Below are 14,385 nucleotides of genomic sequence, written 5' to 3' on the forward strand. Positions count from 1 at the left end.
GATGGCTCTAATTGATAAGCGTTTCTATAGAGGGCGTGTGGCCCTGAACGTGTTGGCGAAGGATATTGCGAATGCGAAGGAAATTTTCGAAGCTGCGGAAGGCTATGTGCTGGTCGGCGTTCTCTCCAAGAACTATTCTTCCGTAGAAGACGCCGTTCAGGCGATGACACAATACGGTAGCGAGATTGAGGAAGCCGTGTCGATCGGTCTGGGAGCCGGGGATAACCGTCAGGCTGCTGTTGTGGCGAAAATAGCGAAGCAATACCCGGGTAGCCACATCAATCAAGTGTTCCCGGCTGTAGGAGCTACGCGCGCGAACCTTGGCGATAAGGACAGCTGGATTAACAGTCTTGTCTCACCTTGTGGACGCCCAGGCTTCGTCAATATTTCTACAGGCCCAATTAGTGCGGCCGGAGACGATCAGGCGATTGTACCTGTCAAATCTGCGATTGCTCTTGTTAAGGACATGGGCGGTAATGCGTTGAAATACTTCCCGATGCAGGGCCTGAGCCGTGAGGATGAATATCGCGCAATCGCGGAAGCTTGTGCCAAAGAGGGTTTCGCACTGGAGCCGACGGGCGGGATTGATATGGATAATTTTGAAGCGATTCTGTCGATTGCGCTGGAAGCTGGAGTCAAGCAGGTCATTCCGCATGTATACTCTTCAATTATCGATAAAGAGACTGGCAACACCAATATTGAGCAAGTTCGCGAGCTGACCGCAATTATGAAGAGGCTGGCGGATCAATATGCCTAAGCGGATCGCAGCTTTTGGCGAAGTGATGATGCGGCTGCAGGTGCCAGGTTATGATCTGCTGTCACAGGGAAATACGCTCAAGTATTCTTTTTCCGGGACGGGAGTCAATGTGGTATCAGCGCTGGCCCGTTACGGGCATCAGGGGAACCTGATTACAAGATTGCCAGAGAACGCACTTGGAGATGCCGCCGAGGCCTATTTGCGCAAGCTGTGGATTGATACTTCCTTAGTTCAACGTTATGGAAAATACATGGGCCTGTACTTCCTCGAAAATGGATTCGGCGCAAGGTCAAGCAGGGTGACTTATACGAATCGGTTGGAGAGCAGCTTCAATACAGCTCCGGCGGATGCCTATGATTATGAGGTGATCGCTTCGGAGATCGATGCGCTGCATTTTTGCGGAATTGCATTGGCAATGAATGATGGTGTACGGCAGCATATGAAGGCTCTGGCTAAGGCTGTTAAGCAGCGCGGTGGGACCGTGATTTTTGATTGCAACTACAGGCCATCGTTGTGGGGAGAAGACGGCTATGCCAAAGCCAAGCCACATTATGAAAATATGCTCGAGCTGTCGGACATCGTGATGATGAATGAGCAGGATGCGCTGTATACACTGGGTATGAGCACGACCAAGGAGCGGCGTGAAGACCAGCTAGAGGAGCTGCTGCCGCAGGTAGCGGAGCAATATAAGATTTCCGTAATCGCCGGGACTCATCGATCCATTCATAGCAGTAATGAGCATTCTTTGCGCGGATTTCTTTTGCGCGGTGGATGCTTTGCTTATTCGGATATGCTGACCTTTTCCGTATATGATAGAATAGGGGCTGGAGATGCCTATGCCAGCGGAATTATCCATGGCGAGTTGGAGGGCTTCGCGGCGGAGAAGACGGTAAGTTTTTCCGCAGCCGCTGCCATGCTGGCTCATACGGTATCCGGGGATACGCCGATGGCTTCCGAGCCGGAGGTGCTTCGGGCGATGACGGCATCTGCAGGTGACGTAGAAAGGTAGTTGAACGACAAGTGAGCTTGTCCCGTAAAGATAAACCACTCTATTTACAAATTAAAAATATAATCAAGGAACGGATTCTGCACGGTGTGTATCCTTTGGGGAGAATATCCCTTCTGAGCCGCAGTTGGAGCAGGAGTTTGCCGTCAGCAAAATTACGGTTCGAAATGCCATCCAGGAGCTGGCCCAGGAGGGCTATGTCGAGAAGGGCAGCGGGCGGGGAACGAAGGTAATCCGTAATTCGAATGCGTCCAAGCTATCTAAGTGGAAGCATTTTACGGAGATTCTGGTGGAGCAGGGGCATCGGATCGAGAAAAAATGGCTACGTTCTGAGATCGTCCAAAATGCTACGGATAGTGAGTCCTTTCGCCTATTCGGAGAGCAGTGTCTATGCTTGGAGCGGATCTATTATCTGGACGGCAGCCCTTATATCCACTATACGCATTACTTGACTTTGGAGGCGGGGCCAATCAGTCTGGAGGATCTCAACGCTCAGTCTTTATATGAACTTTTGGAGGAACGGGAGCTGTCTTTAGACAAGCTTCACGATGAGTTCGGAGTTGCAATGCCGCCGGAGCCGGTGCTGCGTGCCTTGCAGCTAACGGCTGGGATACCCGCCTTGAAGCGGTTGCGCTACTCGTGCGATATGTCAAGGAGAATCGTCGAATATAGCGTTGGGTACTACAATACAGCGCTGCAGAATTATGTAGTGAATTATGAAATGTAACTATGTTGCACGAAAATAGCGAGTTAACAGGTTTTTTATTATACAGTATCAGATATGCTGTGACACAATTAACAGCCCCTCAGAACGATGATAAGTTCTAAGGGGCTGTTATCTTTCATCCATTAATCTAACGGGCAGATTAGTTTAAGATTACTTATTGAATTTTTATTGTAGAGTAGAGAGGGATTTACGTGCAGTTGATGGAATAATACCATTATGCTTCGGAAAGGAGGATTTAATATGTACTTTCACTGTTATAGAAAGCCGATAAGAATCCGCCAACTTCCTCAAAATTAAAATTTGAGGAGGGTAAATATGAAAGTTAATAATAATTATTTGAAAGAACAATTAAAGCATGTTTATTGGTTAAATGGTGGTTGTTGCGCAGGCAAGACCACAATGACGCGAAAATTTATTGAGGAGTTAGGATTTCAAACGCTTGAGGATAATGTCTTAAAATATAGACCATTCACTAGTCCTGCTGAATACCCTGCCCTTCAATATCCTCATCCTGATCTGGACTGGGATAAATGGTTTAATAAACCCAATGATGAACATGGTGAATGGCTTTTTCAAATTGTCAAAGAAATGATGGAGTTTTTTGTTATTGATTTGTTGAGATTGCCTACTGATAAACCCATTATAATAGATCTAGGAATAATGCCTGAACGGATACTACCCTTTATCCCTAAAGAAAGAATGATATGTCTCTATACGACTGATGAAGAAATAGAAAGACTATATTTTTTTAGGGAAGACCATAAGATGATTTTGGATGTTATTAATCTTACAGCTGATCCAGCGGCCACAATCAAGAACGGTAACAAAAACATGAAAAAGTTTTCTCATGACATTAGAGATGCATGTGTTAAAAATGGTATCAAAACCATTGAAAGAACACCTAGTTTGAGTGTTGAAGAGCAATTTAGATTAGTTCGTGAACATTTTGGATTGTGATATAGAAAAATTCATAGGTTGATAGATTTTAGAGAAAGGGCCATCCGTTAAGGATGGCCTTAAGGCCGACATGGCCAGAAAAGGAATTGAATTGAACGTGAGCCCTTACGAGGAACCTCGGATCGACGTCCCTATATTCAATATTGACACCGAGTACGCGGAGAATCGTACCACAATTAACGTCAAGCTTTGTTATCGCCATAGCCGGATCACGACCTATTTAGGTGGTGATTCGGCTTTTTTTGTATAACAAAGTTCACTTTATGTAAAGTTCATCATACATTATGTTAAGCAGGTTTGACTTTGATGAAGGTGGTGTCGTATATGACCTATCAAGAAAAGAAGAGCATCGTATCGCTAATCAGCACCATACTCATTTTTATAGTGTACTGCCTGTACAAGTATCCAGAGTATCCCAAAGAAGTTCTGGATTCAAAAGTAACCTTTCATTACTGGGGCTCCTTCGTTCTTGTATTGACCTTGGTTTCCATCGCAGCACATATCGTGATTAGTATTATTTTTAACATCGCCTTCCGAATGACGACGGGTGAAAAGGAACCTTCATTCGCGGATGAACTGGATAAGCGCATCGACTTGTTGGCCTTTCGAAATTCATTTGCTGTGTTTATCATTGGTTTCCTTCTGGCTATGGGTTCTTTGGTTATAGACCAGCCCTTGAAGGTGATGTTCATCGTCCTAATCGTCTCTGGATTTCTTTCAGACGTAATCGGCTCAATATCGAGACTATATCACTACAGGAGAGGAGTCTAAGATGGGTAAAGTTCTTGTTGGCAATCACATCAGAAAATTACGATTTAATCATAATGAAATGACCCAGCAGCAGCTGGCCGACAAGGTGGGTGTAACCAGACAAACGATCGTAGCTCTTGAAAAAGGAAACTACTCCCCGTCATTGGAGTTGGCATTTCGTATTGCTCACGCCTTTAATTTGTCGTTGGAAGAGGTATTCTTTTACGGAGAAAACTCAGAGGAGAGATGAGGAAATTGGATTTTTCAACGAAGACAGCATCAAGAATCACAGGTGTTCTCTTTATTATAGCTGCCATTACAGCCATATTAGGTGCTCTATTTTATAAACCGATTCTGAACGACTCAGATTATCTGGTTCAAGGTTCAGCACATGCTAATCAGGTTGTCCTGGGAGCGCTTATGGAGTTAATTCTTGTCGTTTCAGCGGTCGGTACTGCAACCGTGATGTTCCCATTCTTGAAAAAATATAATAGAACGATTGCCCTTTGGCATGTTTGCTTCCGGTTTATGGAGGCGGTTGTTATTACGGTTGGGGTTATCAGCGTATTGTCTCTGCTAACCTTAAGCCAGGACTATATAGCTTCGGGAACTCCGGACCTTGCTTCTTATCAAGTGTCGGGTACTTTGCTAAAAGCAGTGCATGACTGGACGTTTTTGCTTGGACCTAATTTCTTTCTAGGCATTAATACGATGATGTATAGCTATATTTTTTATAAGTCCAAACTTGTACCTAAGTTCATCCCCATATTGGGTTTGACAGGGTCATTATTGATCCTTCTTGCTGCCTTATTGGAAATGTTTGGGGTTATCGATCAAGTCTCTACATGGGGAGCGATCTTGGCGCTTCCGATATTCGCCAATGAAATGACTCTTGCGGTGTGGCTCATCTCGAAAGGGTTTAATGGATCGGCAGTTCATTCAAGCAAACATTAGATTGGAAAATAGTACAATCAAGGAGGAGCAAGGATGAGAGCGGTTGTGTATGACAAATACGGATCGCCCGATGTTCTTCATCTGAAGGAGCTAGAGAAACCCACACCTAAGGATAATGAAATACTGGTCAGAATATATGCGACAACGGTAACAGCGGGGGACTGGCGCATGCGAAAGGCCGACCCATTCCTCGCAAGACTGTACAATGGTCTATTAAGGCCCAAAAAGGTAACGATATTGGGGTTTGAGTTAGCTGGGGAAGTTGAATCTGTAGGCAAAGATGTAACACGATTTAAAATCGGTGATCAAGTATTTGCGTCTTGTGGTTTTGGCTTCGGCGCATATGCCGAGTACAAATGCTTGCCTGAAGATGGATTGGTGGCCATCAAACCGGTGAAAGTGAGCTATGAGGAGGCTGCCGCTGTTCCCATTGGGGAATAACCGCGTTGAACTTTCTTAGGGAGGGGAATATCGCGAGCGGAATGAAGGTTCTTATTTATGGAGCCTCTGGGAGTGTTGGTACTTTTGCGGTGCAGCTTGCCAAATATTACGGGGCAGATGTAACAGGAGTATGCAGTACCACCAATCTTGAGATGGTAAGATCTATAGGAGCTGATCGAGTCATAGATTATACGAAACAGGATTTCATGGCGCTTGGAGAAAGCTATGATTTAATCTTTGATGCCGTCGGGAAACCGATATCGAAAATCAAAAAATCGATATTCCAAAAAGCACTGCGTACGAACGGAAAATATGTGAGTGTGCATATGACACAAAAGCCTCGCACCCAAGACCTCATCTTCCTCCAAGAGCTACTCGGGGCTGGTAAAATTAAACCAGTCATCGATAGACGCTATTCGTTGGAACAAATTCCCGATGCCCATCGTTATGTAGAACAAAAACATAAGAAGGGGAATGTCGTCGTAACTGTGAGAGAAACTTGCCTTTAGTGAGTAACAGGAATAAGGATAAGATAGACAACGCGATTATCGGCGTTTTATATTAGCGGTTTTATCCACACCGACTCTCAAGATGCCCAGCATCTTGGCGAATTTCGGATCGTGGTATTTTTTTTGCTGAATAAACAAATCGTTGGAGGATTTTCCCATAGTTTATTGAAAGATAGGAGTACCTGAAATCGATGTACGGCGCCATTGGGAATGGGAGTAATGGGCAACCGGATGCGGTGTTCTAGGGTAAGATTATCCTGTTCAGCTCGACGGCCATTTCGTTGTTTACGCGGGCAATCATCCGTTCGGGAAGTCTATTCGGAAAAGAGGAAATTGAGCTGATGTCAAAGATTCGGTTAGGCAGTACCCAATTAACAGGAGCGAATGGCATTCGTGCGATCGCTTGCCTGTCCGTCATCCTACATCATTTGTCACAACGTCTAGCGATGCCCGCACAAAAGCATTGGCTTCAAGAAGTGCAGTCGGTTTTTCTGCTTGGGAACAGCGGGGTCAGCTTGTTTTTCGTGTTAAGCGGATTTTTGTTGTCGTTCCCTTTTTGGAGCGCTTATTTGGAAAATGAGGCGTATCCGAGTATCCGAACGTATGCAGTGCGTCGCGCTGCAAGAATTATGCCCGGCTTCTATGTTTCGTTCTTGGTTTGTCTGTTGCTTGTATGGAGGCTGGACATTCATACCGAGTTTTTGTGGCGGCGAATCATAACGGGTTTCACGTTTACGTCTGGCTTCCACTATACAACGTTTTTTCCGTCCGACTTGAATGGGCCATTCTGGTCGATCAGCTTCGAGGTGTTTTGCTACATGCTTATGCCTTTATTTATGGCTTTATTGTTTATGCTCAGCAAGCGGCGTTCGTTCGGAAAGGCGATTTTGTTCTGGGTCGTCGCATTTGGATTGGTGCTTGTCGCCAACTCGCTCATACATCGGTGGTTTACGCCAAGCGAAGATGGCCGAGGTTGGGAATTTGGTCAGCTCGGCGGTGCAAAATACTGGATGCCGAATTACAATCCAATCGGATTCTTCGGCCACTTCACCATCGGCATCCTGGCGGCGGGCGTAACAACCGCGATCATGCAGCGCGGCACCGCAATCGAGCGGTTTCGAAAACTTGGGCTGTTCGACGTAGTCGGGGGAGTCGCTTTGGTGCTTGCCGGCTTGCTGATCTGGCGCATGCGCCATCTAGGCGAATTTGACTTCAGCTTCCAGCACCAGCCGTACTACTTCCCGGCTTATGCCACTTTGTTCGGAGTCGTGCTGTTGTCGGCACCGTTCAGCCTGATGTTAGGGCGGTTGCTTGAAAACCGCTTTTTTCGATTTACCGCGAAAATTTCGTTCGGCTTGTATATTTGGCACTATCTGTTCATAACCTTAATCGAAATGTACGGCATAAAGGATTATCACTATTTCGGGATCGTGGACGTGTGGCGATGGTTAGGCATCAGTGTATCCGTCGTTGCAATCTCGTATGCGGTGGCGACGATCTCTTATTATGTCATAGAGCAGCCGTTCATCAATTGGTCGAAGGGTAAACCGTTCTTTCGGCGCAAGCGGACGGATACACACTCGGGTAAAGCCGCATAAGTTATGGTGGCGGAGGGGAATCGTTGGTCAACTAGCTCGGTCGCCTAGCTCTAACAGAAATAGAGGCCTTTATTCATAGGAATAAAGGCCTTTTGAAATTCTAACGGAAATGAGTGCCTCTACCGAGTCATAATGATCTGATTTCTCTAGTTTCCTTAGCGTTCCCGCTTCCCATCCCGAAATGCCGATGGTGTCTGGCCGGTGACCTTCTTGAATAGCATGGAGAAATACTTGTCGTTACTATAGCCGACACGGGCGGCGATTTCGTGAACCGGAATGTCGCTGTCCGCCAGCAGTCGCTTAGCTCCCTCAATTCTCCGATTAATCAGGTAATTAACGGGAGAGTCGCCAAGATCTTTTTGAAACGGTGGGATAGGTAGTGCTGGCTAACATAGAGCGTGTCGGCGATATCCTTGAGCGTGATGCTCTGAGTGTAGTTCTTATCGATAAATTCCTTCGTCCGCAGGGATATTTCGTTCTTGCCCTTTAGCTCCTGGAACTGATGCTTCACATCAACAATGCGATAAATAAGTGTAATCAGCGACATTAACAGGTTATTACTGAGCGTCTCATAGCCCAGAACCTGGGAGTCACATTCCTGCAGCATCTCGGACAGATAGCTCTCTACCCGATAAGCGTACTTCTCGCAAGAAATGACTGGGTCTACATATGGGGGAGCAGCATTCCGTAAGGGACACCCTCAATATGTAGATTATCTACGCCGCAATAGAATACCTTGAAAGGCACCTCGCTCGAAGAACGCTCCTCATGGGGAACTCCGGGGTTATAGATGGCTACATCCCCTTGCTGCAGAGTGTAGTTTTTTCCACCGATCGAGAACTCTCCGGTCCCTTCCACAATGTAGATGATCTCGCAAAAATCATGAATCTGCGGTGGCGCGTAGAAGAAGCTCTCATCCTCAACCTTGCCGGCGAAGAGTAGCTCTGGGACTCTTTTGAAGCGGAAGGTATCGCTTTTTTGATGGGTGATTTCGATTTTAGGCACAACGGTTCCCTCCCGATAACAATCTAACTTCATTATGCCATAACCTTGGGCCATCTGAAAAAGGGTTAATTTACTCTGACTGGATCATTTAAGAGAACAGATTCCCACCAAATGCTAAGCATTCTCCTGCTTCAAAAAAGGCGGATACATCATCAATGCATGATTTTCTGTCACATATTGATCGTCTACCAGCTCGCCCTCCACATTGCTCACCCGCCTGAAAATAAGATTATGTCTGACATACCCGCCCCATGATTGCTGTGTCATGCTATGTTCTTTTTCATAGATCTCGTATCTGAGTTTGCTTGCCGAGGTAGTATTCCAGCTTCCGACCAGATGGTCGTTGGTCAGATAGACATACAGCTGATAAGGCTGATCTGTCGGGTTGTAAATTTGCAAGTCAAGGTAGTTGTAAGCGCAGGTAGCTCCGCTGCCAAAAGGCTGATTTCGATTCGAATCAGGGAATACGTCGTAACTATGGCGGTGTCTCTCCGTAACTTCCAAGGGAGTATGCAGCGTAATCCAGTAGATCAAGTTGGATAGCTGACATAGTCCACCACCGACGCCCGCCCGGAAGCTACCGTAGAATAGGACCATTCCCTCAACATACCCCTTTCTGCGCGAAGGACGGCCGATTAATTTCCAATAAGAGAATGTCTCGCCAGGCTGGATTACAATACCGTTTACTCTTTGTAAGGCCAGCTTCAGGTTTATGATTTTATTCGTCTGCATCCACATGTCAACGTTTTTAAGTTGCCGGATTAGCGGCGTCTGATGCCTGATAATCTCCGCGGGGAGTAAGGAGGGGCTTGTCTTTGCGGCATATTTGGTTCGACCTAAATACCATTTCAAGTATCTTCTCCAGCGAAAATAAAAAGCACCCAAGATTAAGCGCATTTTTGATCTGGGAATCGGCTTCTTCAATGTATGCCCCTAAAATGAATTTTAATGATGTAACCATCTTATTAAAGAAGCTAAGTACTGAGAACGCCTGAGGTGACTAGTTTCGTTGTTTGTTTATTCAAAACACCTTCCTATAATTGGTATTATACATTAGCTTCCCTCCCCCAGGTACACTATATTGACCACCCCCTCCAGTTAAAAGACAGCATAGTGGGTTATCGCCCTTTCAGCCTCCAACTAGAATGAAGACATAACAAAGCTAGAGGAGGATGTTTCATGACTGCAAGCGATTACAGATGGAAAGACGGTTTTCCGAAGATTGGGATTCGTCCAACGATAGATGGTAGAAGAAGAGGGGTTCGGGAATCTCTCGAAGATCAAACGATGAATCTGGCGAAGGCGGTCGCTAAGCTGTTAACGTCAGAGCTTAGATACCCGAATGGCGATCCGGTAGAGTGTGTGATTGCGGATACCTGTATTGGTGGTGTGGCCGAAGCGGCTGCGGCAGCAAAGAAATTCAAGCAATCTGAGGTTGGCCTGACAATCACAGTAACGCCTTGTTGGTGTTATGGTACGGAGACGATGGACACGGACGCGAGCACGCCAAAGGCGATCTGGGGCTTTAATGGAACCGGACGTCCAGGCGCAGTGTATTTGGCAGCTGTGTTGTCTGCACATGCGCAAAAAGGAATTCCGGCGTTTGGTATTTACGGCGAAGATGTGCAGGACGAGGGCGATGACAAGATTCCTGGCGACGTGCAGGAGAAGCTGCTCCGTTTTGCCCGCAGCGGCCTCGCTGTAGCGTTGATGCGCGATAAAGCATATTTGTCGATGGGCTCTGTATCGATGGGGATCGCCGGTTCGATCGTGAATGATAGCTTCTTCCAAGAGTATCTTGGTATGCGTAACGAATATATCGATATGAGTGAATTTACGAGAAGGATCGATGAGGAAATCTATGATCCTGAGGAATATAAAATGGCGCTGGCTTGGGTGAAGGAGAACTGTGCAGAGGGTCCTGACAATAACCCAGAGCATTTGCAAACCTCCCGCGAGCGCAAGGATCAGGAATGGGAGACTGTTGTGAAAATGACGCTGATCGCCCGCGACCTGATGATCGGCAATCCGCGTCTGGCTGAGCTTGGCTTCGGTGAGGAAGCGAACGGCCACCATGCGATTGCTTCTGGTTTCCAAGGCCAACGGCAATGGACGGACCATTTCCCGAACGGCGACTTCATGGAGACGATGCTGAACTCTTCTTTTGACTGGAACGGGTTGAGAGCGCCATTTACCGTTGCTACAGAAAATGACAGTTTGAACGGAGTCGGCATGCTGTTTGGCAACCTGCTTACGAATACTGCGCAAATCTTTGCCGACGTTAGAACGTACTGGAGTCCAGCTTCTGTAGAGCGTGTTGCTGGTTACAAGCTGGAAGGCCGTGCTGCAGATGGTATCCTTCATCTGATCAATTCGGGTTCTGCGGCTTTGGATGGTACAGGTGAGCAGCAGATTGACGGCAAACCAGCGATGAAGCCGTTCTGGGAGATTACCGATAAAGAGGTTCAATCGACTTTAGAAGCTACACAGTGGCGCCCAGCTTCGGTAGAGTATTTCCGCGGCGGCGGATTCTCGACGGACTATCTGACTCGTGGTGAAATGCCAATGACGATGACTCGTCTGAATCTTGTGAAGGGTCTTGGCCCGGTATTGCAAATCGCCGAAGGCTATTCGGTTGATTTGCCACAGGACGTGCATGATACGCTCGATAAGCGTACTGATCCGACCTGGCCGACTACTTGGTTTGCGCCGAACTTAACAGGAAGTGGTGCTTTCACTAGCGTCTATGATGTTATGGACAATTGGGGAGCGAACCATGGCGTGATTAGCTATGGGCATATCGGTGCGGATCTCATCACACTCGCCTCCATGCTTCGGATTCCAGTTAGCATGCACAATGTACCGAAAGAGAAATTATTCCGTCCGCGGGCCTGGGGCCTGTTTGGTACGGAGCAAAGCGAAAGCGCGGATTTCCGGGCTTGCGAGAACTTTGGACCGTTGTATAAATAACTCGAAACACAGCGTGGATTATGGCTTTATACCTATGAGAGGGGAAATAACTACGATGCAAAACATAGATATCCGTAACGAATTGTGCAAATACGCACAAAAAATAGTTGCCCAGGGCCTTGTTGTAGGCCCTGGCGGTAACATCAGTGCCCGCGCCGGAGACAAAATGTACTTGTCGCCAAGCGGCTTCGCTCTGGAAGAGATCAAGGCTGAAGAGTGGGTCGAAGTCGATATTCCGAGTGGAGAAATAACCGACAGCGGCTATCGTCCATCCTCCGAGGTACTGATGCATCTATATGGCTATCGCAGCAATCCGGACATTTCAGCGATGGTGCATACGCACCCGTCGCATTGCATTGCGTTTACGTTAATCGCGGAGGAACTGCCGATCATGTTCCCGGATCAAGCGGCTCTGGTCGGACGTACCGCCTTTATTCCTTATGTGATTCCGACAACCGATCTGCTTGCTGATGCAGTGGCCGCTAAGGTGAACGAGGCTAGCTCGATTTTATTGGGCAACCATGGTCTGGTGACTACAGGCAGAAATCTACGCGAAGCTTTCTACCGTACGCAGGTCGTTGAGGAAAGCGCCAAAATCTATTTGGCCGCGAAGGCAGCCGGAACGCCGTCCGTGCTTACGGATGAAGAAGTGGATGCCATTGCTGCGCTTGAAAGTGAAGACTACCGGATTCAATTACTGCAGAAAATGAAATAAACAAGGCGGTGCCACGAATGACTCATACACCAACAGTTCTGGCGTTTGATCTGGGCGCCGGCAGCGGGAGAGCTCTTATTGGAGAAATGATGGAAGCTGCGCCGGGCGGCTCCAAGCGATTGCAGATAACTGAGATTCACCGATTCTCCAATACGCCCGTCCGCATCGGCGAGCATCTGCATTGGAACACGCTCGGATTGCTTCACGAGATCAAGACGGGCATCAGCAAAGCGTTCCAGCTCGGCTATAAGCCGGAGAGCTGTGCGATCGACACCTGGGGCGTAGATTTCGGCCTGCTTGATGCTAATGGAGAACTACTCGGCATTCCGTATCATTATCGTGATCATCAGACCGAGGGATTGGTCGAGGAGTTGTCTGCGAAGCTGGGTGCGGAGCGGTTGTTCGCTGAGAGCGGCCTGCAATTCATGCCTTTTAATACACTGTATCAGCTCTATGCGATGAAGAAAGCCAACTCTCCGAAGCTGGATGTGGCTGAGACGCTACTACTGACACCTGATCTGCTGAACTATTTTCTAACGGGGCGTAAAGCATGTGAATTTACGATGGCGACGACGACTCAGCTCTACGATCCGGCGAATCGAGCTTGGAATAAGCAACTGATGAGTGAGCTGGGACTATCCGATTTCCTGTTCTTGGAGCCAGTGCAGCCGGGAACGGAAATCGGTCAGCTAACAGAGGAGATCTGTGCAGAGCTGGGCGTACCACGGCTCAAGGTGATTGCTGCTGTATCGCATGATACGGAATCAGCAGCCGCTGCCGTGCCTGCGTCTTCGCAGAGCTTTGCCTATCTCGTCAGCGGGACATGGTCCTTGCTTGGAACGCAAATGCAAGAACCGCTCCTGCATCCTGATGTATTGAAGTTGGAATTTTCCAACGAAGGGGGAGCAGGTGGAACGTACCATTTGCTGAAAAATATTATGGGCCTATGGATTCTGCAGGAGTGCAAACGGATCTGGGAACAACGGGGCGAGTCGCTCACTTTTTCGCAACTTGTTGCCCTGGCTGAGATAGCGGAACCGTTCCGCAGTTTGATTGATCCTGATGATCTGCGATTTATGAATCCGGATTCTATGCCGGAGGAAATAGCTGACTTTTGTCGCGAGAGCGGGCAGCCTGAGCCGCGGACGATTGGCGAGACGGTGCGCTGTACTCTGGAGAGTCTGGCGCTCAAGTATCGTATGGTGCTGGAGCAGGCCGAGAAGCTGACCGAGGCGAAGTTTGATGGGTTGCATATGGTCGGCGGTGGTATTCAGAATGAATTGCTGTGCCGCTTCACGGCGGGAGCAATTGGACGTCCAGTCTGGACCTGCCCGGTTGAAGCTAGCGCAATCGGCAATATGCTTGTACAACTGCAGACCGGAGGCTATCTAACCGATATGCAGGAGGGCGTAGAACTGGTGAAGGCTTCTTTTCCAATAAGCACGTATGAATCTGAACAGCAGACCGAATGGGAAAATGCATATGCACGGTATCAGCAGCTGATGGAGGTAAAGCCATGTTAAAAGGAATTTCCAGCTTAATTTCGCCTGATCTGATTAAAATATTGATGGAAATGGGCCACTCCGATGAGATCGTATTCGCTGATGCGAACTTCCCGGCGGCGAGTCATGCCCAGCGGCTCGTTCGCTGCGACGGGCACAGCATACCGGAGTTGTTAGAGGCGATCCTGCCGCTTTTTCCGCTGGATATCTATGTGGATCATCCTGCAGCCCTTATGGCTGTAACTCCTGGAGATCCGGTAGAGACTCCAGTTTGGGATCGCTACAAGAGTATCGTTGCGAAGCATGATGCGAGACCGGAAACTTTTGAAGAGATAGAGAGATTTGCGTTTTATGAGCGTGCCAAACGGGCTTATGCGGTCGTATCGACTGGAGAACTAGCGCTTTATGCCAATATTATTCTTAAAAAGGGCATAGTGTCCGAGCCGTGATAACCCTATAATGGAAGGAGAACCAACAATCTTCTTTCCAAAGGA

Annotated in this window: 15 protein-coding genes and 2 pseudogenes; 13 read left to right on the forward strand and 4 right to left on the reverse strand. The window is 47.7% G+C overall.

The annotated features are described in order from the left end of the window. Window position 1 precedes the first annotated feature (1 nt). From RE628_RS07180 to RE628_RS07220, 9 genes and pseudogenes are all read left to right on the forward strand, one after another. A complete protein-coding gene (locus RE628_RS07180; protein ID WP_309158128.1) occupies window positions 2–757 on the forward strand; it encodes a 2-dehydro-3-deoxy-phosphogluconate aldolase in 756 nt (251 codons plus the stop codon). Beyond that, window positions 750–1,766, forward strand: a complete 1,017-nt coding sequence (locus RE628_RS07185; protein WP_309158129.1) for a sugar kinase — start codon at window positions 750–752, stop codon at window positions 1,764–1,766. The genes RE628_RS07180 and RE628_RS07185 overlap by 8 nt, the downstream gene beginning before the upstream one ends. An 11-nt stretch (window positions 1,767–1,777) precedes the next feature. Continuing rightward, window positions 1,778–2,490, forward strand: a pseudogene (locus RE628_RS07190) (GntR family transcriptional regulator). Window positions 2,491–2,805: 315 nt separating this feature from the next. Beyond that, a complete protein-coding gene (locus RE628_RS07195) occupies window positions 2,806–3,447 on the forward strand; it encodes a hypothetical protein (RefSeq protein ID WP_309158131.1) in 642 nt (213 codons plus the stop codon). A 324-nt stretch (window positions 3,448–3,771) separates the two neighbouring features. Then, on the forward strand, window positions 3,772–4,218 hold the full coding sequence (locus RE628_RS07200; protein ID WP_309158133.1) for a hypothetical protein: 447 nt from the start codon (window positions 3,772–3,774) through the stop codon (window positions 4,216–4,218). A gap of 1 nt (window position 4,219) precedes the next feature. Further along, the gene (locus RE628_RS07205; protein ID WP_309158134.1) at window positions 4,220–4,447 is read left to right on the forward strand and encodes a helix-turn-helix transcriptional regulator; all 228 of its coding nucleotides are present in this window, start codon (window positions 4,220–4,222) and stop codon (window positions 4,445–4,447) included. A 5-nt stretch (window positions 4,448–4,452) separates the two neighbouring features. Then, a complete protein-coding gene (locus RE628_RS07210) occupies window positions 4,453–5,151 on the forward strand; it encodes a DUF4386 domain-containing protein (RefSeq protein WP_375143051.1) in 699 nt (232 codons plus the stop codon). Window positions 5,152–5,184: 33 nt separating this feature from the next. Then, a pseudogene (locus RE628_RS07215) lies at window positions 5,185–6,101 on the forward strand (NAD(P)-dependent alcohol dehydrogenase). 341 nt (window positions 6,102–6,442) lie between these two features. Further along, window positions 6,443–7,699: an acyltransferase family protein gene (locus RE628_RS07220; protein WP_309158136.1), complete on the forward strand. Its 1,257-nt coding sequence runs from the start codon at window positions 6,443–6,445 to the stop codon at window positions 7,697–7,699. 155 nt (window positions 7,700–7,854) lie between these two features. Here RE628_RS07220 and RE628_RS07225 read toward each other — a convergent pair whose 3' ends face one another. The 4 genes from RE628_RS07225 to RE628_RS07240 form a co-directional block, all read right to left on the reverse strand. Continuing rightward, window positions 7,855–8,073 (reverse strand): helix-turn-helix domain-containing protein, encoded by a 219-nt coding sequence (locus RE628_RS07225; protein WP_309159398.1) that lies wholly within the window; start codon window positions 8,071–8,073, stop codon window positions 7,855–7,857. After that, window positions 8,025–8,306 (reverse strand): helix-turn-helix transcriptional regulator, encoded by a 282-nt coding sequence (locus RE628_RS07230; protein ID WP_309158137.1) that lies wholly within the window; start codon window positions 8,304–8,306, stop codon window positions 8,025–8,027. Before RE628_RS07230 ends, RE628_RS07225 begins: the two co-directional genes overlap by 49 nt. Window positions 8,307–8,362: 56 nt before the next feature. Next, on the reverse strand, window positions 8,363–8,704 hold the full coding sequence (locus tag RE628_RS07235; RefSeq protein ID WP_309158138.1) for an AraC family ligand binding domain-containing protein: 342 nt from the start codon (window positions 8,702–8,704) through the stop codon (window positions 8,363–8,365). Between the two features lie 114 nt (window positions 8,705–8,818). Then, window positions 8,819–9,601: a VanW family protein gene (locus tag RE628_RS07240; protein ID WP_309158139.1), complete on the reverse strand. Its 783-nt coding sequence runs from the start codon at window positions 9,599–9,601 to the stop codon at window positions 8,819–8,821. A gap of 282 nt (window positions 9,602–9,883) precedes the next feature. Between RE628_RS07240 and RE628_RS07245 the strand changes: the two genes are divergently transcribed. The 4 genes from RE628_RS07245 to fucU are packed head-to-tail and all read left to right on the forward strand — an operon-like array spanning window position 9,884 to window position 14,340. After that, entirely contained in the window at window positions 9,884–11,674 is a 1,791-nt protein-coding gene (locus tag RE628_RS07245; protein WP_309158140.1) for an L-fucose isomerase, read from the forward strand. A 55-nt stretch (window positions 11,675–11,729) separates the two neighbouring features. Then, complete coding sequence (locus tag RE628_RS07250) at window positions 11,730–12,389, forward strand: class II aldolase/adducin family protein (RefSeq protein WP_309158141.1); 660 nt, start codon at window positions 11,730–11,732, stop codon at window positions 12,387–12,389. 17 nt (window positions 12,390–12,406) lie between these two features. Beyond that, complete coding sequence (locus tag RE628_RS07255) at window positions 12,407–13,912, forward strand: rhamnulokinase (protein ID WP_309158143.1); 1,506 nt, start codon at window positions 12,407–12,409, stop codon at window positions 13,910–13,912. Then, window positions 13,906–14,340: an L-fucose mutarotase gene (gene fucU, locus RE628_RS07260; protein WP_309158144.1), complete on the forward strand. Its 435-nt coding sequence runs from the start codon at window positions 13,906–13,908 to the stop codon at window positions 14,338–14,340. Before RE628_RS07255 ends, fucU begins: the two co-directional genes overlap by 7 nt. The last annotated feature ends 45 nt before the right edge of the window (window positions 14,341–14,385 follow it).

Origin of the sequence: Paenibacillus sp. D2_2 (genome assembly GCF_031199965.1) — a bacterium.
GTDB lineage: Bacteria > Bacillota > Bacilli > Paenibacillales > Paenibacillaceae > Fontibacillus.

Coding starts and splice junctions, on each gene's coding strand:
- RE628_RS07220 (WP_309158136.1), top strand. CDS start 6,443: ATGTCAAAGATTCGGTTAGGCAGTACCCAATTAACAGGAGCGAATGGC.
- RE628_RS07250 (WP_309158141.1), top strand. CDS start 11,730: ATGCAAAACATAGATATCCGTAACGAATTGTGCAAATACGCACAAAAA.
- RE628_RS07245 (WP_309158140.1), top strand. CDS start 9,884: ATGACTGCAAGCGATTACAGATGGAAAGACGGTTTTCCGAAGATTGGG.
- RE628_RS07230 (WP_309158137.1), bottom strand. CDS start 8,306: ATGCTGCAGGAATGTGACTCCCAGGTTCTGGGCTATGAGACGCTCAGT.
- RE628_RS07205 (WP_309158134.1), top strand. CDS start 4,220: ATGGGTAAAGTTCTTGTTGGCAATCACATCAGAAAATTACGATTTAAT.
- RE628_RS07255 (WP_309158143.1), top strand. CDS start 12,407: ATGACTCATACACCAACAGTTCTGGCGTTTGATCTGGGCGCCGGCAGC.
- RE628_RS07180 (WP_309158128.1), top strand. CDS start 2: ATGGCTCTAATTGATAAGCGTTTCTATAGAGGGCGTGTGGCCCTGAAC.
- RE628_RS07200 (WP_309158133.1), top strand. CDS start 3,772: ATGACCTATCAAGAAAAGAAGAGCATCGTATCGCTAATCAGCACCATA.
- RE628_RS07195 (WP_309158131.1), top strand. CDS start 2,806: ATGAAAGTTAATAATAATTATTTGAAAGAACAATTAAAGCATGTTTAT.
- RE628_RS07240 (WP_309158139.1), bottom strand. CDS start 9,601: ATGCGCTTAATCTTGGGTGCTTTTTATTTTCGCTGGAGAAGATACTTG.
- RE628_RS07185 (WP_309158129.1), top strand. CDS start 750: ATGCCTAAGCGGATCGCAGCTTTTGGCGAAGTGATGATGCGGCTGCAG.
- fucU (WP_309158144.1), top strand. CDS start 13,906: ATGTTAAAAGGAATTTCCAGCTTAATTTCGCCTGATCTGATTAAAATA.